21 protein-coding genes are annotated in these 21,888 nt (G+C 74.6%); 9 read left to right on the forward strand and 12 right to left on the reverse strand.

Features of this window, described 5'->3' with window-relative positions; all coding sequences use genetic code 11:
* Window positions 1-345 precede the first annotated feature (345 nt).
* The 3 genes from AB0O29_RS27295 to AB0O29_RS27305 form a co-directional block, all read right to left on the reverse strand.
* Window positions 346-609, reverse strand: coding sequence for a hypothetical protein (locus AB0O29_RS27295; protein WP_365156266.1), 264 nt, complete (start codon window positions 607-609; stop codon window positions 346-348).
* Window positions 596-868 (reverse strand): DUF6400 family protein, encoded by a 273-nt coding sequence (locus AB0O29_RS27300; RefSeq protein WP_365156269.1) that lies wholly within the window; start codon window positions 866-868, stop codon window positions 596-598. The genes AB0O29_RS27295 and AB0O29_RS27300 overlap by 14 nt, the downstream gene beginning before the upstream one ends.
* A gap of 152 nt (window positions 869-1,020) precedes the next feature.
* Window positions 1,021-2,652, reverse strand: a complete 1,632-nt coding sequence (locus AB0O29_RS27305) for an FAD-binding oxidoreductase (protein WP_365156272.1) — start codon at window positions 2,650-2,652, stop codon at window positions 1,021-1,023.
* A 68-nt stretch (window positions 2,653-2,720) separates the two neighbouring features.
* Between AB0O29_RS27305 and AB0O29_RS27310 the strand changes: the two genes are divergently transcribed.
* Window positions 2,721-3,359 (forward strand): TetR/AcrR family transcriptional regulator, encoded by a 639-nt coding sequence (locus AB0O29_RS27310; protein WP_365156275.1) that lies wholly within the window; start codon window positions 2,721-2,723, stop codon window positions 3,357-3,359.
* Window positions 3,360-3,562: 203 nt separating this feature from the next.
* Window positions 3,563-5,377 carry an endonuclease/exonuclease/phosphatase family protein gene (locus AB0O29_RS27315; protein ID WP_365156278.1) on the forward strand — a complete coding sequence of 605 codons (1,815 nt, stop codon included), beginning with the start codon at window positions 3,563-3,565 and terminating at the stop codon, window positions 5,375-5,377.
* A gap of 35 nt (window positions 5,378-5,412) precedes the next feature.
* Here the strand turns inward: AB0O29_RS27315 and AB0O29_RS27320 are convergent, their stop codons facing one another.
* Window positions 5,413-6,261 carry a MurR/RpiR family transcriptional regulator gene (locus AB0O29_RS27320; protein WP_365156281.1) on the reverse strand — a complete coding sequence of 283 codons (849 nt, stop codon included), beginning with the start codon at window positions 6,259-6,261 and terminating at the stop codon, window positions 5,413-5,415.
* Window positions 6,262-6,334: 73 nt separating this feature from the next.
* Here AB0O29_RS27320 and AB0O29_RS27325 point away from each other — a divergent pair, with 73 nt between their 5' ends.
* Entirely contained in the window at window positions 6,335-7,192 is an 858-nt protein-coding gene (locus tag AB0O29_RS27325) for a DMT family transporter (RefSeq protein WP_365156317.1), read from the forward strand.
* Between the two features lie 18 nt (window positions 7,193-7,210).
* Here AB0O29_RS27325 and AB0O29_RS27330 read toward each other — a convergent pair whose 3' ends face one another.
* From AB0O29_RS27330 to AB0O29_RS27340, 3 genes are all read right to left on the reverse strand, one after another.
* Complete coding sequence (locus tag AB0O29_RS27330) at window positions 7,211-7,585, reverse strand: hypothetical protein (protein ID WP_365156284.1); 375 nt, start codon at window positions 7,583-7,585, stop codon at window positions 7,211-7,213.
* Window positions 7,586-7,679: 94 nt separating this feature from the next.
* Window positions 7,680-8,066 (reverse strand): VOC family protein, encoded by a 387-nt coding sequence (locus tag AB0O29_RS27335; RefSeq protein ID WP_365156287.1) that lies wholly within the window; start codon window positions 8,064-8,066, stop codon window positions 7,680-7,682.
* A gap of 91 nt (window positions 8,067-8,157) precedes the next feature.
* Window positions 8,158-8,754 carry a TetR/AcrR family transcriptional regulator gene (locus AB0O29_RS27340; RefSeq protein WP_365156290.1) on the reverse strand — a complete coding sequence of 199 codons (597 nt, stop codon included), beginning with the start codon at window positions 8,752-8,754 and terminating at the stop codon, window positions 8,158-8,160.
* A 98-nt stretch (window positions 8,755-8,852) separates the two neighbouring features.
* On the opposite strand from AB0O29_RS27340, the gene AB0O29_RS27345 reads away from it, so the two are divergent.
* The gene (locus AB0O29_RS27345; RefSeq protein ID WP_365156293.1) at window positions 8,853-9,641 is read left to right on the forward strand and encodes an SDR family oxidoreductase; all 789 of its coding nucleotides are present in this window, start codon (window positions 8,853-8,855) and stop codon (window positions 9,639-9,641) included.
* 63 nt (window positions 9,642-9,704) lie between these two features.
* Here the strand turns inward: AB0O29_RS27345 and AB0O29_RS27350 are convergent, their stop codons facing one another.
* Complete coding sequence (locus AB0O29_RS27350) at window positions 9,705-11,327, reverse strand: putative glycoside hydrolase (RefSeq protein ID WP_365156295.1); 1,623 nt, start codon at window positions 11,325-11,327, stop codon at window positions 9,705-9,707.
* Window positions 11,328-11,545: 218 nt separating this feature from the next.
* On the opposite strand from AB0O29_RS27350, the gene AB0O29_RS27355 reads away from it, so the two are divergent.
* Complete coding sequence (locus AB0O29_RS27355) at window positions 11,546-12,559, forward strand: polysaccharide deacetylase family protein (RefSeq protein WP_365156298.1); 1,014 nt, start codon at window positions 11,546-11,548, stop codon at window positions 12,557-12,559.
* Window positions 12,560-12,602: 43 nt separating this feature from the next.
* Here the strand turns inward: AB0O29_RS27355 and AB0O29_RS27360 are convergent, their stop codons facing one another.
* Window positions 12,603-14,246 (reverse strand): ADP-ribosyltransferase domain-containing protein, encoded by a 1,644-nt coding sequence (locus tag AB0O29_RS27360; protein ID WP_365156300.1) that lies wholly within the window; start codon window positions 14,244-14,246, stop codon window positions 12,603-12,605.
* 73 nt (window positions 14,247-14,319) lie between these two features.
* Entirely contained in the window at window positions 14,320-14,997 is a 678-nt protein-coding gene (locus AB0O29_RS27365) for a macro domain-containing protein (protein WP_365156303.1), read from the reverse strand.
* A gap of 239 nt (window positions 14,998-15,236) precedes the next feature.
* On the opposite strand from AB0O29_RS27365, the gene AB0O29_RS27370 reads away from it, so the two are divergent.
* Window positions 15,237-15,800, forward strand: coding sequence for a pyridoxamine 5'-phosphate oxidase family protein (locus AB0O29_RS27370; RefSeq protein ID WP_365156306.1), 564 nt, complete (start codon window positions 15,237-15,239; stop codon window positions 15,798-15,800).
* Window positions 15,801-15,824: 24 nt separating this feature from the next.
* Here the strand turns inward: AB0O29_RS27370 and AB0O29_RS27375 are convergent, their stop codons facing one another.
* Entirely contained in the window at window positions 15,825-17,024 is a 1,200-nt protein-coding gene (locus tag AB0O29_RS27375) for an alpha/beta hydrolase (protein ID WP_365156309.1), read from the reverse strand.
* A gap of 142 nt (window positions 17,025-17,166) precedes the next feature.
* On the opposite strand from AB0O29_RS27375, the gene AB0O29_RS27380 reads away from it, so the two are divergent.
* On the forward strand, window positions 17,167-18,402 hold the full coding sequence (locus tag AB0O29_RS27380; RefSeq protein WP_365156320.1) for a glycosyltransferase: 1,236 nt from the start codon (window positions 17,167-17,169) through the stop codon (window positions 18,400-18,402).
* Window positions 18,403-18,560: 158 nt separating this feature from the next.
* The gene (locus AB0O29_RS27385; RefSeq protein ID WP_365156322.1) at window positions 18,561-19,373 is read left to right on the forward strand and encodes a M15 family metallopeptidase; all 813 of its coding nucleotides are present in this window, start codon (window positions 18,561-18,563) and stop codon (window positions 19,371-19,373) included.
* A gap of 14 nt (window positions 19,374-19,387) precedes the next feature.
* Here AB0O29_RS27385 and AB0O29_RS27390 read toward each other — a convergent pair whose 3' ends face one another.
* Window positions 19,388-21,022 carry a TROVE domain-containing protein gene (locus AB0O29_RS27390; RefSeq protein ID WP_365156312.1) on the reverse strand — a complete coding sequence of 545 codons (1,635 nt, stop codon included), beginning with the start codon at window positions 21,020-21,022 and terminating at the stop codon, window positions 19,388-19,390.
* A gap of 345 nt (window positions 21,023-21,367) precedes the next feature.
* Here AB0O29_RS27390 and AB0O29_RS27395 point away from each other — a divergent pair, with 345 nt between their 5' ends.
* Window positions 21,368-21,802, forward strand: a complete 435-nt coding sequence (locus AB0O29_RS27395; RefSeq protein ID WP_365156315.1) for a VOC family protein — start codon at window positions 21,368-21,370, stop codon at window positions 21,800-21,802.
* The last annotated feature ends 86 nt before the right edge of the window (window positions 21,803-21,888 follow it).

The raw sequence follows: 21,888 nt of genomic DNA on the forward strand, positions 1-21,888 counted from the left end.
CCGGCGGGGGGCTGTGGGGCCCCGGCCGCCTCGGCGACAACACCAGTTAGCCAGGCCCCCGCCGCCCTGGCAACGCCCCCCTCCTACTAGCGGGGGTAGGGGGCCGGGCTCAAGGTCCCCCGCGCCCGGAGCGGGTGTTCGCGCAGGTGGGGGCCGTGGATGCCGGTGGAGCGGCGGCTACTAGGGAGGGTCGGATGTGACCTGGGTCCTGTGGGCCGCCTCACCGCCGCAGGGGCCGGATGTCACCCTGCGTGGCGGTCCGTACCCCGTCGGGTGCGTGTCCCGGGCCACTCCCGGCCGCCGAATCAAAGGAAACGGGACATACCGGACACCGCTTTCCCAGCCTCAGCCGGCCCGCCCCGGCAGACCGCTCGTGACACGGCTCCACAGGGAGCGGGTGGCGCCGAAACCGCTCTCGTGGGTCCAGACGTGGGTGCAGCCCGGGCACTGGAGGTGCAGGAGGCTGCCCTTGTTGGTGAGCAGGTAGCGCCAGTGCGCGGAGCAGGTCCGGCGCTCCCCGCACGGCTCGCAGTCCCGGGTGTCGTCGCAGTTCGGGCAGGGCACCCACGCCCGGCGGCCGATCTCGGCCTGCGGGTCAAGGGGCAGCATGGCCGCTCCCGCGCACGGGCAGCACCCCGGCCGCCACCAGGTCGTCGTAGAGGCGCCGCTGCTCCGCGTCGAGGCCGGAGTAGAGCAGGTCGTACGCCTGCTCCTCGCCCCGCAGCACCTCGACCGGGTCCCAGTCGGGGCCCAGCGCGGCCATCACCTGGGCGCGGCGGAGCATCTCCTGGGAGGTGAGGTCTACGGCGAAGTCGACGTGTTCCGCGTCGCCCGGGCCGGCGGGGGGTGTGTGGTGGTACGAGGACATGGGGCAGAACTTAGGTAACCCTTTCTTGCCGGGTCAAGAGGGGGTGGGCGGAGTCACATCCCCCGCCGAATGACAAGGAATCGGGCGCCCCCGCAGCTCGGGCGCTCCCCGGGCCGGGCGCCCCCCGCGTACGGGGAGCGCCCGGGCGCCCCTCAGTCCACGAGGACCCCGGGGTTGAGGATGCCGTGCGGGTCGAGCGCGCCCTTGGCGGCCCGCAGGGCCAGCGCGAAGGGTTCGGGCCGCTGGCGGTCGTAGGCCGGACGGTGGTCGCGGCCGACGGCGTGGTGGTGGGTGACGGTGGCGCGGTGCCGGTGCAGGACGTCGACGGCCACGGCCTTGAGCTCGTCCCAGAGGGCGGCCTCGTCGCCGGGCCGGCCCGCCGCGAGGACGGTGAAATAGGGCGCGGCCCCGTCCGGATAGACGTGCGTCAGGCGGCAGTTGACGGTGGCGGGGTGCCCGGTGGCCTTGAGGGCGGCCGCGCCGACCTCGGTGCGCACCGCGTCGATCAGGCCCGGGACGCGGTCCCAGGTGGCGGCGGTCTCGAAGGTCTCGGCCACGGCGCCCATCCGGACCAGTCCGTCGCGGAGGTAGGGCATCCGCAGGAAGGCCTCGCGCCACGCCCCCACGGCCGCGTCGCCGCCCCGGTCCCCGGCGGGGGCGCGCGTCCCGGCGGGACCGCCGCCGCCGGAGGTCCCCCCGCGCCGGCCGCCGTGGGAGCGGGCCAGGGAGACGGCGCTCGCGAGGCGGCCGTCCACCGGTTCGTGCGCCGATTCGAAGCCCAGGACGAGCACGGCGGAACCGTCGTGCGCGGCGCCCGACAGGGCGGCCTCGCCCGGGTCGAGCAGGCGGCAGTTGGCGGGTGCGAGATCGGACCGCGCGAGGTCGCGCACCGCGCGGAGGGCGGCGTCGAAGTCCGTGAAGGCGACGGCCGCGGAGGCCTTGAAGCGGGGCCGTTCCTGAAGGCGCATCCACGCCTCGGTGATGACGCCGAGCGCCCCTTCGGACCCGAGGAAGAGGCGGTCGGGCGAGGGGCCCGCGCCGGAGGCGGGCAGCCGCCAGGAGGAGCTCGTCCCGGCGGGGGTGACCACGCGCATCGACTGGACGAAGTCGTCGATGTGGGTGCGCCCGGTGGCGTAGTGGCCGCCGGCGCGGGTGGCGAGCCAGCCGCCGAGGGTGGAGAACTCGAAGCTCTGCGGGAAGTGCCGCAAGGTGAGTCCGTGCGGCCGGAGTTGGTCTTCCAGGTCCGGGCCGAGCGCCCCGGCCTGGATGCGTGCGGCGCGGCCCTCGGTGTCGACCTCCAGTACGCGCCGCATGGCGGTCAGGTCGAGGGAGAGCACGGCCCGGTGGGCGTCACCTCGGTACTCCACTCCCCCGGTGACCGAGGAGCCCCCGCCGTAGGGGACGACGGCGACGCCGTGGGCGCCGGCCCAGTCCAGGAGGTCGGCCACCGCCCGCTCGTCGGCGGGGCGGGCGACGAGGTCGGGTATGCGGCCGGGCCGGCCGCGCAGGGCGCGCGCCACGTCGCGGTAGGCCTTTCCCATGGCGTGGGCGGCGCGGTCGGCCGGATCGGCGGTGACCAGGTGGGCGAGGCTCGGCGGGGGTTCGACGGCGGGCCCGCCGATGCGGAGGTCGCGGACGGCGGGTACGGGCAGGGGGCGGGCGAGGGTTCCGGGGAGCAGCGCCCCCATCGCGGCGCATTCCGCGTCGTCGGGGTGGGCGTCCGTCCAGCCCCAGCCCCACCAGGAGCGGGTGCGCAGGGGCTGCCGAGCGGTGGTGCCGTCCATGGGGTGCTCCAGAGGTGGCGTCACATGAATTTACCGTGCGGTAAATTACCTACTGGTAAGATCGCCGTATGGCAACCCCCGCAACCCCTCCTTCGAAAGCCGGCACCAAGGGAGTCCCCCGGGAGCAGCGGGCGCGGCAGATCCTGGACGCCGCCGCGGAGGAGTTCGGCGCCCGCGGCTACGCGGCCGCGTCGCTGCCCGCGATCGCCGCCCGGGTCGGCGTCACCAAGACCCTGCTGCACCAGTACTTCGGTACGAAGGAGGAGCTCTACACGGCCTGTCTGGTCCCCGTCGGCGACCGGATCCTGGCCGCCGTCCGCACGGCGATGGGACCGGACGGGACCACCGCCCAGACCCCGCTGCGCGTGCTGCACGCCCTCTTCACGGCGCTGGAGGGGCAGCGGGAGGCCTGGTTCGTGCTCTACGACACCACCCTGCCGCCCGGCGGGGAGGCCGCCCGCCTCGCCGCCGGGTACTGGTCGGCCATCGACGCGCTGGCCGCCTCCGGCACCGCCCAGCTCCTGCGGGACACCGGATCCGCCGACCCGCTGGACGCCGACGCGCTCATGTACGTGTGGCGGGACCTGGTCGCCACGCTGGTCCGCTGGTGGGTCAAGCATCCGGACCAGACCCCGGACGCGATGACGGAGCGCTGCGCCCGCCTCTTCGCGGCCGCCGCGGCCCTCACCCCGGCCGCGGACCGCTGACCCCGGGCGCCGCGCGACACCGCGGGCGGGGAACCGTTCCCGGCCATCCGCGCGCGCCGCGGTCAACATCCGCGCGTCACCGGGCAGACACTCCACGCACGTAGAACTTCCCAGCCGCCTCCGTGAGTCGGCACCCCGACCGGTCGGTACCGGACGGGGTCGCAAGCGCGCGTACGCACCGTTTGCCCCAGGAAGGGAAACTCATGGGCTCCCCGCAGCCGTCCGGATCCCGCTTCGGCCTCCTCACCGCCGCCCTGCTCACCGGCGCCCTCGCCGCGGCCACCCTCGTCGCCCCGCAGACCGCCTCGGCGGCGACCCTCACCATCCCCGCCCTCCAGGGCGGCAAGCGCGTCTCCGCCTACAACGGGCAGACGGTGGTGGTCACCGGCGTCGTGACCGCCGTCCGCTCCACCGGCTCCGCGCGCGGCTTCTGGATCCAGGACCCCGCCGGCGACGGCGACCCGGCCACCAGTGACGGCGTCTTCGCCTTCACCGGGACCACCACCCCCTCCACCAAGGCCGGCAACAAGGTGACCGTGCGGGCGCGGGTCTCCGAGTACTACCCGGGCGGTTCCGCGGCCGGCGGCCAGTCGCTCACCGAGCTGACCGGGCCGGCGATCCAGTCGACGCTCTCCACGGGCAACCCGCTGCCCGCGCCCGTGGTCCTGAACGCCGCCTCCATACCGGCCGCCTACGCGCCCACCGGCAGCCTCGAAGCGCTCCCCCTCCAGCCCACCGTCTACGCCCAGGACTTCTTCGAGTCGCTGGAGGGCATGCGGGTACAGGTCACCGACGCCCGCGTGGTCGGCGCGAGCGACGCGTACGACGAGCTGTTCGTCACCGCCAAGCCGGACGAGAACCCCACCCCGCGCGGCGGCACCGTCTACGGCTCCTACGCCGCCCCCAACACCGGCCGGGTCAAGGTCATGTCGCTGACCGGCTCCTTCCCCACCGCCGACGTGGGCGACGTGCTGACCGGCGCCACCACCGGCCCGCTCGACCACGACAACTTCGGCGGGTACACCGTCCAGGCCACCACCCTCGGCACGCTCACGGCCCACGGCCTCGCCCCGGAGACCACGCGCGCCCAGAGCGCCGGCGAACTGGCCGTCGCCACCTACAACGTCGAGAACCTCGACCCGACCGACCCGCAGGAGAAGTTCGACCGCCTGGCGGCCGGGATCGTCACCCACCTCGCCTCCCCCGACATCGTGGCCCTGGAGGAGATCCAGGACGACGACGGGGCCGCCGACGACGGCGTGGTCGCGGCCGACCGGACCTACGCCCAGCTGATCGACGCCATCACCGCGGCCGGCGGCCCGGCCTACGCCTACCGGCAGATCGACCCGGTCGACGGCCAGGACGGCGGCGAGCCCGGCGGCAACATCCGCGTCGGCTTCCTCTACAACCCGGCCCGCGTGGGCTTCACCGACCGCCCCGGCGGCACCTCCACCGCGGCCGTCTCCGTGGTCGGCGGCAACGGCACCGCGGCGCTGTCCTTCTCCCCGGGCCGGATCAACCCGGGCTCGGCCGCCTGGAACTCCAGCCGCAAGCCGCTGGCGGGCGAGTTCACCTTCCAGGGCAGGACCGTCTTCGTCATCGCGAACCACTTCAACTCCAAGGGCGGCGACCAGCCGCTCGACGCGCGCGTCCAGCCGCCGGCCCGCCCCTCCGAGACCCAGCGCGCCCAGCAGGCCGGCCAGGTCAACGCCTTCGTGAAGCAGCTGCTCGCCGTGCAGGCCGACGCGCGGGTGATCGTCCTCGGGGACCTCAACGACTACGAGTTCTCCGGCACCCTGTCCACGCTCACCGCCGGCACCGGCCTGACCGACCTTCCCGCCACCCTTCCCGCCGGTGAGCGCTACACCTACGTCTACCAGGGCAACTCCCAGGTTCTGGACCACATCCTGACCAGCCCGGCGCTCACCGCTCCGGACTACGACGTCGTCCACGTCAACGCGGAGTTCTCCGACCAGGCCAGCGACCACGACCCGCAGGTCGTACGCGTCAGGCCCTGAGGCCCGCCCGGACCCGGCGCCCCGCCGGACCGCCGTCAGTAGGAGTGGTCGACCGTCACGTCGGCCGACAGCCGCAGCGCGGCCTCGGCCGGGGCCCCGCGCAGTCCCAGCAGGGTGAGGGTCAGGGCGTCGATCACGGTGAGGTGGGCCAGCCTGCTGGCGACGGTCTCCAGGCCGAACACCAGGTCCTGGCCGCCCGCGACCAGGGTGCAGTCGGCGGCCTCGCTCAGCGGTGAACGGGCGTAGCTGGTGAGGGCGACGACCTTGGCGCCGGCCCCCCTGGCCCGCCGGGCGGCGTCCACCGTGCTGCGGGTGGCGCCGGTGTGGCTGACGGCCAGGCAGACGCCGGCGGCGGTCAGCTGGGGGGCGGCCAGCTGCGCGGTCAGCGGGTCGGCCGGGGCGTCGACGGCGAAGCCCAGCGCGCGCAGCCGGTACGCGGTGTCCAGCGCGACCGCGCCGGACAGCCCCGCGCCGACCACCAGGACCCGGGAGGCCGCGTCGAGGAGTCCGGCCGCGGTGCGCAGCCGTTCGGGGGTGACCGTCGCCGTCACTCCGTCCAGGGCCTCCCGGGCGGCACGGACGGTGTCGGCGAGGGCGCGGGCCGCCGGGTCCGGGTCGCGGGAGGGCTCCGGGGACGGTGCCTGGCGGGCGGCGGCGATCTTCAGCTCCTGGTAGCCGCGGAAGCCCAGCCGCTGGCAGGCCCGTACGACGGTGGACGGCGCGGTGCCGGCCAGGGCGGCGACGTCGCTGACGCTGAGGTGCACCAGCTCCGCGCCCTGGTCGAGGACGACGTGGGCCACGCGTGCCTCCGTGTCGCGGAGCTCGGAGAGGTGGGCCCGGACGTGGGCGGCGAGCCCACCCCCGGCTGCGGAATGAATTTCCATGGGGTTACGGTAGCAAGGAAATTTGTTCCCGAATCAGTGATGGGGAGCCGCCGTGCCCGCCAATCCGCCGTCCCTGCCGGGTGCGGCCGCCGTGCCCGTGGTCGTCCTCGCCTCCGCCGTCCTCCACGCCGTCTGGAACGCGCTCGCCCACGGCCTGCGCGACAAACTGGCCGGGTTCACCCTGATCAGCCTCGCGTCCGCCGGGTGCGGAGCCGTCCTGGTGTGCCTGGCCCCGCTGCCCGCGCCGGCTGCCTGGCCCTACATCGCCGCCTCCGCCGGGCTCCAGGTCGCGTACCAGCTGCTGCTCCTGCGCGCCTACCAGCTCGGAGACTTCGGCCAGATGTACCCCACGGCCCGCGGCACCTCACCGCTGGTGGTGGCGCTCGTCTCGACCACGCTCCTCGGGCACGCGCTGCCCGCCGGCCACGCCCTGGGCATCGCGGTGATCTCCTGCGGCCTGGCCGCGCTGGCCCTCGCCGACGGGATGCCCGGCCGCGCGCAGCTGCCCGCGCTGGCCGCCGCCGTCGGCACCGGGGTGATGATCGCCTCGTACACCCTCGTCGACGGCAGCGGCGTCCGCGTCTCCGGGAGCGTCTTCGGCTACATCGCCTGGCTCTTCCTCTGCCAGGGGCTCGTCCTGCCGCTCATCGCCCTGGCCCGCCGGGGCCCGGCCCTCCTCGCCACCCTGCGCCCGATGTGGGCCCGGGGCCTGACGGGCGGGCTGCTGTCGCTGCTGGCGTACGGGCTGGTCGTGTGGGCGCAGTCCCGCGGCGACCTGCCCACCATCGCCGCCCTGCGGGAGACCAGCATCGTCTTCGGCACCCTGATCGGGGCGGTGGTCTTCCGCGAGAGCCCGGGCCACCGGCGGATCACGGCCGCCGTCACCGTCCTGGCGGGCATCGCGGTGCTGCAGTTCGGCGGCGGGGCCTGACGGTGGCGGGGGCGGCGGTCAGGCGGGGGCGAGGACGTCCTCGTCCGCCCCGTCGAGGACGAGGCCGTTGTCGAGGCGGACCCGGACCGTCACCCGGCCGCCGTGCTCCCGGAAGGCCCTCCACTCGGGTTCCAGGGCCGCGACCTCCTCCTCCAGCCGCTTGCGGCTCTCGGCGGGCATGGTGTGGCCGTAGTCGCCGAGCAACGACATGAGCCGCTCGTATTCGAGGACCGCGTGACCGGGCGGGCGCCGCCCGTCCACGCGGTCGACCGTGCCCTCGGTGCCCGCCGCCAGGGACAGCCGGCCGACGACGGCGCCGTCCTGCCCCGCGGTCGCGTCGCCCAGCCCGATGTCCGCTGCGAGCCGCACCCGCTGGCCTTCCCTCAGGGTCATCGGTCCCTCGTCCCTCACGTCGGCGTGTGGCCGCGCGGGGCGGCTCCTGTCGGGCCATTATCCGCCGGGCGCCTCCCCCCGACGTCACGCCCCGTCAGGGACGGAAGCGCAGGGGGTGGTCCGCCGGAACCTCCACGACGGCGATGCGCACGCCGTCGGGGTCGGCGATCCACATCTCGATCAGCCCCCAGGGCTCCTTCAGCGGGGGCCGCAGCACCTCGGCGCCGCGTGCGCGGAGCTCGCGGTGGGCCGCCTCCACGTCGTCCACCTGGAGCCACAGCCGCACTCCGGGCGCGGGCGGCGCGTCGGACCGGCCGGACACCTCCAGGAAGCCGCCGCCGAGGAAGTAGACGGTGCCGCGCTCGGGCCCGGTGCCGAACTCGCGGTAGACGGCGAGGCCGAGGGTGGCTCCGTAGAAGGCGCGTGAGCGCTCGGGATCGGTGGGGCGCAGCAGGATGCGGCTGCCGAGTACGTGGACCATGGCCCCAACCTGCCCCGTTCCGGCGGCGGCGATTCACCCCCGCACCCCATTTGGCGGGGAGGGGCCGCGCGGGGAGGGGCCGCGCGGGACGTCACCGGCCGGGGTGGCCCAGGCCGGTCAGGAGGACGTCGAGGGCCAGGTCGGTGGCCTCCGCGAGCGGGGTGTCGTCGAGGAGGGAGCCGACGGCCAGGGTGGCGAGGCCGTGGACGGTGGAGAAGGCGACCTGGGCGAGGCGGGCAGGGTCCCCCGCGCGGACGAGCCCCTCCGCCTGGGCCCGGGCGATGAGCTCGGCGGTGGTGTCGAGGCTGCGGTGGCCCAGTTCCCTGAGTTCGGCGCTGGAGTCATCGGCGTGTTTGGCGCTGAACATGAGGTCGAGCAGGGGTGCGTGGGCGACGGCGAACTCCACGTACGCGCGTCCCAGCCCGGCCAGGCGGGCCGGCACCGGCCCGGGCGCCTCGGCGGCGGCGCGCAGCCGCTCGTTCAGCCGGGTGAAGCCGCTGACGGCGAGGGCGTCCAGCAGTGCCTGGCGGTCGCGGAAGTGGCGGGACGGTGCGGCATGGCTCACCCCGAGGTCGCGGGCGAGGGCGCGCAGGGACAGGCCGTCCGCGCCGGACTCGGTGAGGACGGTCTCCGCGCGCTCCAGCAGGGCGGCCCTGAGGTTGCCGTGGTGGTAGGGCCCCTCGGTCAAGGCGGGCTCCCCTCTCCTGATGTTGTCATTGACTACAATGATGACGGCGCCTACATTCGTTCACGTCCGTCCAGGACGCGGAAACGGAGCAGCCGACCATGCCTATGACATACCAGGGAACCGTGGCCCTGATCACCGGGGCCAGCGCGGGCCTCGGTGTCGAGTTCGCCCGCCAGTGGGCCGAGCGCGGGGCGGACCTCGTCCTCGTCGCCCGCCGCCTCGACCGGCTGGAGGGGCTCGCGGCCGAGCTGGAGAAGCGCTACGGGGTCACGGCGCACGTGGTCGCCGCCGACCTCGCCCTGCCGGGCGCCGCGGCCGCCCTGCGCGCCGAACTCGACGCCCGCGGGATCACCGTCCACACGCTGGTCAACAACGCCGGCTTCGGCAGCCACGGGCCCTTCGTCCGGCAGGACCTCGCGCAGATCAACGAGATGATCCAGCTGAACGTCGTCGCCGTCACCGAGCTGACGAGGGCGTTCCTGCCCGATCTCGCGGCCGACGGCCGCAGCGCGCTGGTCACCGTCGCGAGCGCGGCCGCGTACCAGCCGACCCCCGCGATGGCGGTCTACGGCGCCACGAAGGCCTTCGTCCTCAGCTTCACCGAGGCCGTCGGCTACGAGACCCGCAGCTCCCCCCTGCGGGTGCTCGCCGTGTCGCCGGGCCCGGTCAGCACCGAGTTCTTCGACGTGGTCGGCAGCCGTGACGCGGCCGTCGGACGGATGGCCACCCCCGAACAGGTCGTGACCGCCACACGGCGCGCGCTGGAGCGCGGCAACACCCCGCCGAGCATCGTCGCGGGCCTGGCCAACCGCGTCTCCACCCTCGCCGCCTCGCTGACCCCGCGCCGCGTCACCCTGGCCGTGTCGGGCCGGATCCTCAAGGCCTGACGCGCGTGGGCGGGCCCCCGGGGACCGGGGACCCGCCCGTCGCGGCGGCGGCCGCCGGCTCCGTCAGTGCGCGGAGATCTGCTGAAGCGCCGCGCCCTGGTAGCGGGCGCCGGCGTTCCAGAGGATGAAGGACTCCATCTTGTTGGCCTCGGCTGCCTTGATCTGCGCCGCGACCTCGGCGGGCCCGTAGGTGCTGCCCATCGAGAAGTCCTGCAGCCACGGGACGATCTCGGTCTGCGTGCCCTTCGCCTGACGGGCGAAGTCGGCCAGCGAGCGCTGCACGATCGCGTACGGGGAGGTGTCGGGCTGCGCGACCCCGTACTCCCCCGGCGCCCAGTGCGACGGGTAGACCATCGGCGCGATGTAGTCGGTGACCTTGACCAGGGCCCCGATGTCCTGCGCGATCTCGGTGGGCCGGGTGGCGGCGATGCCGAAGACCGACACGCCGAGGTACGTGCCGTGGGGACGCAGCGCGGTGCGGGTGTCGGCGACGAACGAGGTGATGGACTGCTCGGGGGTGGCCGTGCCGATGCCGGGGAAGCTCATCTGCGACAGCGGACCGTCCGGGCGGCGCACGTAGTCGTAGAGGACGTCGTCGAAGCCGAGCCGGGCCGCCTCGACGGCGAGGTCCTGGTTGTACTTGCGGACCGCCGGGTCGGCGAAGTTGGTGAAGGACAGGGACCCGTAGTGGCCCCCGTCGTAGGGCTGTCCGGACGGGGTCAGCACGAGCCGGTCCCGCTGTCCGGCCTTCCAGGAGGCGGCGGCGAGCTTGGGGTCGCGGAAGGCGACGATGCGGCCGATGACCTGGGCGCCGGCGGCGTGGAGCTCGTCGATCGCCTTGCGGGCGTCGTAGTAGCCCTTGGCCGCGCCGATCTGACGGGCCAGCGGCACCTGCGAGGCGTACCCGACCTCGCCGTCCTCGTCCTTGACGTCCAGTTCGACGGCGTTGAGCTTGCCGCTGCGGACCAGGGCGAGGATGCCGCCGCGCAGGGTGTCGTCGCCCCAGCCGATGGCGGTGATGTGCGCGGCCCGGATCATGGGGCGGCGGCCCCGGGCGGAGACGGCCTTGGTGGTGGTGTTTCCGGCGCGGTCCACGGCCGTGACCGTGACGACGGGGGTGCCCTTGGGCACGGTGGCCGTGAAGGCGCCGGCCTTGTCGAGGGGGACCTTCTTGCCGTTGACGCTCACCTCGGCGTCGGTGGAGGCCGTGCCGCTGATGGTGACGGGGGCGGCCGCGTTCTTGACCGCGGGGTCGGCCACCTTCAGCTCGGGCGATGTGGTGTCCACGCTGAAGCCCACGACCTGGCGGCGCGAGGCGAAGGGGAGGCTGCTGTCGCCCGCCACCACCAGGGTGTGCCGGCCCTCCTTGAGGACCGGGAGGGCGAGCTTGAGGCGGGCGCCCTCCGCGGCGAAGGGGACGGCCGCGCCGTCCAGGGTGGCGTGCAGCCCCTTCCCGCCGGCCGGCGCTCCGGCGGCCAGGTAGGCGCTGACCTGTGAGGCCGCGCGGCCGCCGAGCACGGCGCCGTCGCTGACCCCCTCGATGCCCGGCCCCGGTGCGAGGAGCGTCCAGGCCCCTATGCCGGCCCCGGCGAGCGCGAGCGCCCCGGTCGTGGCAATGAGGGCGCCCCGGCGGGCGGGACGGCGGCGGGTGGAGGGGCCTGAGTACGGTATGCGGGTGCGGGACATCGTGGGGTCCTTCGTGCCGTGCGCGGGGGTGCGGGCCGGATGTTGACTCCATTCATTTCCGTCCCGTGGGCCGGTCGGCCCCTTCCGGCGACATTTCATTCGAACGGCCGCGCGCGGCCCCGGCGTGGCGGCTACGCCATGCAGGGGACCGTGCGGTAGGCGGGCTCCCGGCGCCGGTAGGTATCAGGTGACACCTTCACCGTGGAGAGGCCCCCCCGATGCGCCACCCCCTCGTCCCGCTCGGCGCCCTGGCGGGCGCCGCCGCGCTGCTCGCCGCCGGCTGTGCGCCGGGCCCGGCACCCGTCACCGGGCAGCCCCGGGCCGCCGCCTCGCCGGCGGCGGCCGCCCCCGTCGTCGCGAAGGACCCGGCGCAGGTCGGCGCCAACGAACTCGGCCAGGTGCCGGTGCTGATGTACCACCAGCTCACGGAGAAGCCGGCCAGTGTCTACGACCGGACCCCGGCCGACTTCCGGGCCGAGCTGGAGCGCCTGGCGCGGGAGGGCTACGTGCCGGTGACGGCACGGGACTTCCAGACGGGCCGGATCGACATCCCGGCCGGCGCGCACCCGGTGGTCCTCACCTTCGACGACTCGACCAACAGCCAGGTCCGGCTGGGCGCGGACGGCGCGCCGGCGCCGGACACCGCCCTCGCCATCCTGGAGCAGACGGCGAAGGAGCACCCGGCCTTCAAGCCGGCGGCGACCTTCTTCGTCAACGCGGACGGCTTCTCGGCCACCGGCTCCGCCAAGGCCCTGACCTGGCTGAAGGAGCACGGGTACGAGGTCGCCAACCACACCGGCCGGCACGAGAACCTGCGCACCCTGGACCAGGCGGGCGCGGCCCGCGCCATCTCGGCCGGCCAGCAGGCCATCGAGAAGGCGGCGCCGGGGACGCGGGTGACCTCGCTGGCGCTGCCCTTCGGCGCCATGCCCGAGCCCGCCGGGGTGGCCGTGCGGGGTACGGGCTACCGCTACGACGGGGTGTACCTGGTGGGCGCCAACCCGTCGGTCTCGCCGTTCGCGCGGTCCTTCACCCCCGGTGCGATCCCCCGGATCCGCTCGGCGGGCCCGAAGGACGAGGACGCCGAGTTCGGCTCCTCGCGCTGGCTGGACAAGCTCGCCGCCGGGAAGAACCGGTACGTCTCGGACGGGAATCCCGAGACCGTCGCCTTCCCGCGCGCCCTGGCCGGCGAGCTGGCGCCGGCCTTCGCGAAGCGGGCCCGGCCGTACTGAGCCGCCGGCGCGGCGGGCCGCCCGCCCGGCCCGGCCGCTCACGTCAGGACACGAGGGGGCCCTCCTCCGCCTCGGTCAGCCTGACCGTGCACAGCCCGCCCCGCTCGGCCTTCACCTCCGTCACCTTCAGCCGGGTGCCCGGCGCGAGGATGTACTCCTCCTCCCCGGTGAAGGCCGAGAAGCGGCGGATCCCGACCGCCCGGGAGGGCGTCACCTCGAACAGCGTGCGCTTGCCCCGGCTGCCCAGGAAGGAACGCGCCACGCTCAGCTCGGAGGTGCACGAGGACACGCCCCACCAGGTCACCGTCCCCCCGACCGGGTACTGCGCCCGCAGGTCAAGGGAGACCCCGCGCCACAGCGGCTCGGTGCGGGCGGGCAGCTGCGAGACCGCCGAGAACAGCAGCCGCAGGTAGGGGAGGTAGGGCACGACCCGGGACCGGTCCGGGGAGCGCAGGACGGCGTTGATCTCGCGGTAGAAGGCGGACTCACAGGTGTACAGGTAGAGGGCGGCGATCGCGTCGGCGGAGAGCCGGCCCGCGGCGGCCGTCTCGTCCGCGCGCCGCTTGCCGAACTCCACCGAGCGGTCGATGTGGCCGCCGAGCCCGGACAGCACCTCGGCGACCGGGGCGAGGGCTCCCCGGAAGTCCATCAGCGGGGTGTCGAACACCCCGGTGATCGCGGGCAGGACGAGGCCCTCGTCCTTGACGCCGGTGAGCCGCTCCAGGTACAGCTGGTGCAGTTCCATGGTCGACGCGATGAAGGCGCCCATCCGGGCCGCGACATCGCCGTCGCCTCCGCCGGCCGCGGCTCCGTCCCCCGCCTGGTTCCAGCCCTTGACGGGCAGCCAGTCGATCGGCTCGGCGCCCAGTGACGCCAGGGCGTCGTTCACCGTGGCGAAGTGGTCGCCCTCGCAGAAGATGTCGCCCTGGGCGGCCGGGTTGGCGTGGTCGATGTGCCGGACCTCGACGTCCGGGTACTTCTCCTGGAGGCGCAGGACGACCTTCTTCAGGCTGCGGGCGTGGGCCCCCCACCAGGCGAAGACGACGCTGCGGTCCTCCTCGTCGGCGTCCTGCTTGGCCTTGAGGATCTCCTCGACGATCCGCTCGGCGACGGGCCGCCAGAACGCGGTGTGCCGGTCGGGCCCCATGGCCCCGTCGGCGCTGGCGGTGAGCGCGGCGTTCAGCAGCAGCACGCCCTGCGTGAGCATCGCCTGGAACCACTCCGGCGGCTGGACCGTGTCCCGCTCCTTCAGCAGGGCCCGGACGTCGGCGATCGGCGTCTTCTTGACGATGCCGTACTTCCACATCGCGGCCGCCTTGATGATGCAGCGGATGCTGACCACCCGGCCGAACTGGCTGTCCTTCCAGTCGTTGAAGGTGTTGTCGAACATGGCTATGCCGGTGGCGCTCTCCGGCCGCGGATACGGGTTCTGGCCGAAGACGACGACCTTCCACTTGTGCGGCGGGTTCGGCTTGAGGGCCTGGAAGGTCAGCTCGCGCACCGGGACGACCTCGGGACTGCGGCCGGGGCCGATGAACCGGGAGGCCTCCGGCTGCGCCTCGATGACGGGCTTCAGGAGCGGGAGCCAGGGCTCGCCGCCGCCCTCGAAGAGTCCGGTGAGGTTCAGCGGGTCGTTCGGGTCGTTCGGGTCGGGCTGGGCGGCCGGGGTGGTGACGGCGTCGTTCATGGGGGAAGGGCTCCCGGTCTTCGTGCTCGGAGGGTGGTGGGGTCCGGCGGGCCGACCGCCGGGCTGGGCGCCGTCAGCGGCGAAAGGGATGCCCTTTGGGTGGCACGATGCGCACCCGCTGCGCGGCCGGCGCGTCCTCGATGCCGTCGAGCTGTGCGGTGATCACGGCGCGCAGCTCGTCGTCGTCCTCGAACCAGTGGTCGTGGAAGAGGGTGTAGCCGGTCCACATGAGGTTGGCGCAGACGCGGGCGGGGACGCGGCCGGTCTGCGCGCCCATCCCGACCAGCGCCACCGAGCGGATGCTGCCCGGGGCCTTCCGGTTCTGCCGGTGGACGGCCTGGAAGGCGGCGGCGCACGCCAGGGCCACGTTCAGCGTGTCCTTCACGTTCTGCGCGGACTGCACCATGGTCGGCGTCGATATCAGGTACCGGGGTACGGTCGCGCCCGAGGGGACGCAGACCGCGCTGCCCACCGGGAGCGTTCCGGCGAACCGGTCGCGGATCGCCCGCCGCACGCGCAGCTGGATGCCGGCGCCGAGGTGCCGCTTGATGGCGGCGTCGACGCCGCCGTCCATCCGGCCCTGGGAGTTGGTCGGGGTGACCCAGGCGTCGACGTCCTCGTCGAGGATCGAGCCCTTGCGGATCTCGATGCCGGGGGTGTCCGCGAAGGCCGCCCGCCAGGCCTGCACCACCCGCTCGTTGACATCGGTCAGCACGACCCTCAGCACGGGCTGCACACGGTTCTCGGTCATCGTCCACTCCAGTCGGGAAACGGCCCTTCCAACACCTCCGACGCTAACGGCGACCACTGACAACGCGGCTCCGGCGGGGATCGCCTGACCTGCCGTCACGGTGTGCGGGCGGCGGCCCGGCCGCTTCGCCCGTCCGGGTGGCGGCCGCCCGGACCGGGCGCCGCCCTGCGCCGTCCGGCGCGGCCGGGCGGGGATGATGCGCGCACGGGGCACGCCCGACGGAGCGAGAGGAGTCCCGGATGCCGGAGCAGGCGGGGAAGCCGGTGGCGGAACTGGACGCGCGGTACAGCTCGCCCGGGGCCGCGGCGACGCCGTGGGCGGAGGCCGCCGCGCAGCTGGAGGGGGCCGAGATCTTCTGGCTGACGACGGTGCGCCCGGACGGACGGCCGCACGTCACCCCGCTGCTGGCGGTCTGGGACGGCGGGGCGCTGCACTTCGCCACCGGCCCCGAGGAGCGCAAGGGCCTCAACCTCGCCGTGAACCCGCAGGTCGTCCTCACCACCGGCGACAACGCCTACGGCCGGGGCCTCGACGTGGTCGTGGAGGGCGAGGCGGTACGGGTCTCGGACGAGGGGCGGCTCGCGGAGCTGGCGGCGGCCTGGGAGGCCAAGTACGGGCCGGACTGGCACTTCGAGGTACGCGACGGGGCGTTCGACAGCGCCTCGGCCGCCGCCGCTCCCCCGCCGGCCGAGGGGGGCGAGGAGGCGGGCCGGGCGCTGGTCTTCGAGGTCGCGCCCCGCACGGTGTTCGGCTTCGGCCGGGGCGCGGAGTTCAGCCAGACCCGCTGGCGGTTCGGCGTATGAACCGGGGCGGGGCGGCCGGAGGGATCAGCTCCGCTGGAAGACCACCTCGGGGTCGGCGGCCGTGGGGCCGTCCAGGCGGGGTGCGGGCAGGCCCTTGAGGTGCCGGTCGAAGAAGTCGCCGGTGTAGGCGCGGGTGATCTGCTGCGAACGGGTGCCGGACAGCGGGGTCTCCGGGTGCGGGGCGCCGGCCTGGTCGGTGAGGACGGGCCAGTCGGTGAAGCCGGGGTGGCCCATGCCGGTGACGGTCAGCCAGCGCTTCCAGCCGTCCATCCGGGGCCAGGCGTCGGCCCAGCTGGTGTCCTCGAGGTCCGGCGGCAGCAGGGCGGGGTCGCCGCCGAGCAGCAGGAACGGCCGCCCGCCGAGGCCGGTTTCGGGCAGCGGGGCGAAGAAGGTCCCGTCCAGGTTCACTCCGGCGGCCACGCGCGGGTCGGCGGCCATGGCCGCGGCGGCGGACGCGCCGCCGATGGAGTGGCCCGCCATGCCGATGTGGCGGGTGTCGATCAGCCGGGCGTGGCGCCAGGCGGGGCGGTCCCCGGTGAGCCGGTCCAGCAGGAACGTCACGTCGCGGGCGCGGGCGTCGGAGACCCGGCTGAGCGCGTGGTCGGGGAAGACCTGCTCGCAGGCGGTGCAGCCGAGCAGCCGGCCGCCGGGGAAGGTCGTGCCGTCGGACTCGTAGGCGTGGTCGAGCGCGGCGACGACGTAGCCGCGTGAGGTCAGGTCCTCCGCGAGCACGGTGAGCGAGGAGCGCGGCAGGGTGAATCCGGGCGAGAGGACGATCAGGGGGTAGCGGCCGTGTCCGGTGCGCGGCAGGGCGCCCTCGCGGGCGTTCGTGCGGACGGCGGCGATCTGTTCGGGGGTGGCGTACCGGGCGAGGTCGCCGCGGTCGGTGAGCAGGGCGCGGGCCTCGGCGGCGGTCGCGTACGGGGCGGGGGCGCCGGTGTGGGCGACGGCGGGGTAGTAGAGGGACACCATGAGTTCGCGGTCGGCGGCCGGGACCCAGGGGTCCTTGCGGGTGCCGTCGACGAGGTGGAGGGTGTCGCGGCCGACGGCGAAGGGGCCGGTGGGGCGGGGCAGTTCCAGCCGGGAGGCTCCGGCGGGGGCGTCCGTCCGGCCGGCGGCGGCCGCGGTGGGGGCGGCGGCCGCGGCCGCCCCGGTCGCCGGTCCGGCGGCCAGCAGGATCCCTGCCGCGGCGGCTGCGGCGGCCCTACGGATGATCTTGTCCATGCCCGCACCCTAAGCGACATTAGGCAAGCCTCACCTAACTAACCCTGGAATGGCCGGAACCAGCCGTTTCCCCCGCCTTCCAGCGGTGCGCCGCCGCCGGAACGGGTCCGGCCGCCACACTGGCCTCGTGAAGGTAGCCATCATGACGGCGGGTTCGCGCGGCGACGTCGCGCCGTACACGGGCCTGGCGGCCGGGCTGGTCCGCGCCGGACACGAGGTCACCCTGGTGGCCCACGCCGTGTTCGCCCCGCTCGTGGCCGGCTCCGGGGTGCGGTTCCGCGCCGCCGCCGGCGATCCGGAGGCCGAGTTGCACTCGGCGCGCGGCCGGGGCCTGCACCGCAGCCGGACGGGGGCCGTGAGACTGCTGCGGGCCGTGGCGCTGGCGCGCAGGATCGCACCCGAGATGACGCCCACGCTGGTCCGCGCGGCGCGCGAGGCGGACGTCGTACTGGCCGCCGGAACCGTCGCACCGCTCGCCCACGCCATCGCGGAGGGCCTCGGCCGGCCCAGCATGGGCCTCTTCCTCCAACCCCTGCACGGAACCCGCGCGTTCCCGCCGCCGATGCTCGGCACCCGTTCCCTGGGACCGCTGGGCAACCGGATCGGCGGTGACGCCGTCACCGCCGCCGTCGACCACGTCTTCACCCGGGCCGCCCGCACCCTGGCCGCCGAGCACGGGCTCCCGGCGCGCGGCCTGTCAGCCGCCCGCCGCGCCCGCGAGCGGCAGGGCTGGCCCGTCTGGCACGGCTTCAGCGAACTGGTGGTCCCCAGGCCCCGCGACTGGCGCCCCGGACTGGAGGTCTGCGGATACTGGTGGCCCCACGAGGCAAGCGGGCGGCTCCCCGGGGAACTGGAGGAGTTCCTCGACGCCGGGCCCGCCCCCGTCTACGTGGGCCTCGGCAGCGCCACCACACCCGACCCCCGGCGGGTCAGCGCCCACGTGGTCGCCGCCCTGCGGGCCGCCGGGCTGCGCGGGGTGATCCAGCGGGGCTGGGCGGGGCTCGCCGCCACCGGCCGGGACGACGTGATCACCATCGGCGAGGTCCCGCACTCCCTGCTCTTCCCCCGCATGGCGGCCGTCGTCCACCACGCCGGGGCCGGCACGACCGCCGCGGCCCTGCGCGCGGGCGTGCCCTGCGTGCCCGTACCCGTCCAGTTCGACGCCCACTTCTGGGCCGCGCGCCTGGTGGCGCTCGGCACCGCCCCCGAGGCGGTGCCCCTGCGCCGCCTCGACTCCGCCACGCTCGGCTCCGCCCTCCGCCGCGCCGTCACCGACCCCTCCCACCGCGAGCGGGCCCGGCACCTCGCGGACCGGCTGGCGGCGGAGGACGGCGTCGCCCGCGTCGCCGCCTCGCTCGACGGCCTGGCCGGACGCTGACTCGCGCGCCCCGGCCCCGGTGGTGCGGTCTGCGCCAATCCGGGGTGCTCCGCCGGACAGACCGCGGGGCCGGGGCATGGATCCGGTGGCGGCGGACCAGGAGACGATCAGACCGGACGTCCGTACGCCGGCCCAGGCCCAGGGAGAAACCGATGCTCATGTCGACGACGGCGCGGCTGGCCGTGACCGTGGCGGCCACGACCGTGTTCGCGACGACCTCGCCCCTCGCCGCCGGCGCCGCGACCGGGTCCCGGGAGCCCAAGGCACCACGTGAGTTCGTCGCGCTGGACTCCGTCGACCCCACGATCCTCCAGGAGATGCGCTACCCGACCGCGCACAACTTCGTCGGCGAGCGGATCGACGGCTACCGGCAGCCCGTCTGCATCCTGACGCGGCCCGCGGCCGAGGCCCTGCACCGGGCCCAGAGCCGCCTCCTCCTCCAGGGCTACACGCTCAAGGTGTACGACTGCTACCGGCCCCAGCGGGCCGTCGACCACTTCGTACGGTGGGCGAAGGACCTGGCCGACGAGCGGAAGAAGGCGGAGTTCTATCCGCGGGTCGACAAGTCACGTCTGTTCGAGGACGGTTACATCGCCGCGAAGTCCGGCCACAGCAGGGGAAGCACCATGGACCTCACCATCGTCCGGCTCCCGGCGCTCCCCGCTCCCCGGCCGGAGCCGGGGCGGGAGTCCGTACCCTGCTACGCGCCGCAGGCCCAGCGCTACCCGGACAACTCCGTGGACATGGGTACCGGCTTCGACTGCTTCGACACCCTCTCGCACACCGACGACCCGCGCGTCCAGGGAGCGCAGCGGGCGAACCGCCGGCTGCTGAACTCGGCGCTGAGCGCGGAGGGCTTCGTCAACCTGCCCGAGGAGTGGTGGCACTTCACGTACAAGCCCGAGCTCTTCCCGGACACCTACTTCGACTTCCCCGTCTCCCGCCGGTCGGTCGCCGGGCACCGGCCCTGAGGGGCCGGATCCGCTCAGGCGGGTTCGGCTGAGGCGGGTTCGGCTGAGGCGGGTTCGGCGGTCCACGGCCAGGCGGCCGCGCCGCCCGCCTCCAGGAGGGACACCATCCGGAACGCGGCGTCCGTCAGGCCTCCACACGTGTAACGGCGGGGTCCTGACGGGCCGTGCGCCGGTTCGTATCCCGCCAGGTTCCACGTGTAGACCGGAATGTCGGCCGGGACCGGTTCCAGCGCCCCGCCCGGGCCCGGCCGGTGGTGGGCGGTCTGCTCGTCGGTGACGATCAGGACCCGGTCGTGCCCCCGGTAGCGGGCGCGCAGCGCCGCCGTGGTGTTGGTGCCGCCGAGGGCGCTGAAGCGTCCCAGCACGTCGAGCACCGGCTCCCCCGCCCGGAACGGGACCACCGCGCTGTGCCAGCCGAACTGCACCAGGTCCGCCTGCTCCGCCCGCAGGGCCGTCGCGGCACCGAACACGGCGGCGGCGTCGGCCCGGGTCAGCGTGGACCGTTCGGAGACGGTGTCCCAGAACATGGAGTCGGAGCGGTCGACCAGGACCAGCGTCCGGCCGGGCAGGGCCGGTACGTTGGCCAGCGCGTGCCCCAGCGCCCGTTCCAGCGGAGCCGCCCAGCGGGGCGAGGGCGCGTGGCGGTGGGCGGCGAGGTAGCGGAAGGGGAACTGCCGGGAGCGGGCGACCTCGGACGGGTCCGAGATCCGGTCCGCGACCAGGGCGGCCACCTCGTCCGAGACTCCCGCCTCGTCGAAGTTCCGCAGGTTGCGCACGAGTGCCATCGGCCCCATCGAGGGGATCAGCGCCTCCCACACTGCGGCGTCCACCGGCCCTTGGAGCCAGCCCGCCACCGCCTCCCAGGTCATCCCGGCCGCGGCCAGCCGCTCGGCGGCGTCCGGTCCGGTGACCACGGCCCGCCGCTCCTCCACGGGCAGCTCCGCCAGCTCCCGGTGCGCGTTCAACACCGAGTCGTGGAACGGCGGCTGCGCCCGCTCGGGGTGGTGACGGCGGTCCAGGGCATACCGGAAGAGCCCGCCCTGCCAGGGCTTGCCGGGATCCGGGGAGGCGTGCACCAGGTTGAGCACGTCGCCGAAGCGGAAGTCCTTCGACGGGGTGTCGTACTTCAGCAGCGACCGCGAGGAGTACAGCCGGCGCACGGCGTCGGCGATGCCGCGCTTCACCGGCTGCGGCAGGGTGCGCCCGTACCGGCCGGTCCAGTGGGCGAGGAACTCCCCGGGCTCGTCGGCACGCTGGAGCACCGAGTCGACGACGGACCGGTTGGAGGGGCCGTCGGCCGCTCCGGCGGCGAGCCGGGCGCGGACGTACGCGGCGGCCCCCACCAGGGAGGCCGTCCGCATGTTCGCCTCAGTGCGCAGCCAGCGCAGCAGGCCGGCGGTCCAGACGGGGTCCTCGACGGCGAGGGCGGTCACGAGGCGGACGTAGCGCTCGTCGCGTTCCCACCCGCTCTCGTGGAAGGTCCGCTCCGAGACGAAGTTCCCGACCGCGAGGAGGAAGAGCTCCTCCCTGGGCTCCCGGGCGAAGGCCGGGCCGCCCGTGTGGGTGCGGGAGGGCCGCTGACGGCGGTGGTGTGCGCCCGGCGCGGGCGGATTGTGGGCGGCCGCCGCGATCTGCGGGGCCACGAGCATCTCGGACCATGTCTTCGAGACGCGCGGGGTGTGACGAGGCAGTGAATCCCCCAGGATCCGGCGAAAGGAGGGTCCCGGCCGCGGGGAGTTCCGGCGTCGGGACGGAGACGGGCCGCGGCCCCCGAGATCAGGAAGGCCGCGGCGTCACTTTGTTGTCTGAAGGAAGTAGCCGCAGCCGGGCGCATCGGGGGCGCGGTCCGCGGCGTCACCCTAGGCGGGCCGCGGTCGGACGCGCCAGCGAATTGTTTCCGCCTCGCCGGGCCGGTCTCACAGCAGGACGGTTTCACGTGCAACCTGCGCTATTTCAGCGGGAATTCGGCGATCTCCCCCTGCTACGGTGGCCCGATGTCATCGATCAAGCAGGTCCAGATCACCTTCGACTGCGCGGATCCCGAGCGCGTCGCCCGCTTCTGGTGCGAGGTGCTGGGGTACGTCGTCCCGCCGCCGCCGAAGGGCTTCGCCGACTGGGACGAGTTCAACCGGACGCTGCCGCCCGAGCGGCAGGGTTCCGCGTTCGCCTGCCAGGACCCCGCGGGCGTGGGGCCGCGCCTGTTCTTCCAGCGCGTGCCCGAAGGCAAGACCGTCAAGAACCGGCTGCACCTGGACGTGCGGATCGGCCCCGGGCTCGTCGGCGAGGAGCGCCTGGCCGCGCTCGAGGCCGAGTGCGCACGGCTGATCCCGCTCGGCGCTTCCCGGGTGGAACTGCTGCGCGCGGACGGCTTCAACGAGTCGTGCCTGGTGATGCGCGACGTCGAGGGCAACGAGTTCTGCCTCGACTGACAGTGATGATGTTCGTGGTGATGTTGCCGGTGGGTCTGACTCATCGACTGACTGACGCTTCGGCTGTCCTGTTTGGGATTTGTCGG

Origin of the sequence: Streptomyces sp. NPDC089915 (genome assembly GCF_040684675.1) — a bacterium.
Lineage (GTDB): Bacteria > Actinomycetota > Actinomycetes > Streptomycetales > Streptomycetaceae > Streptomyces.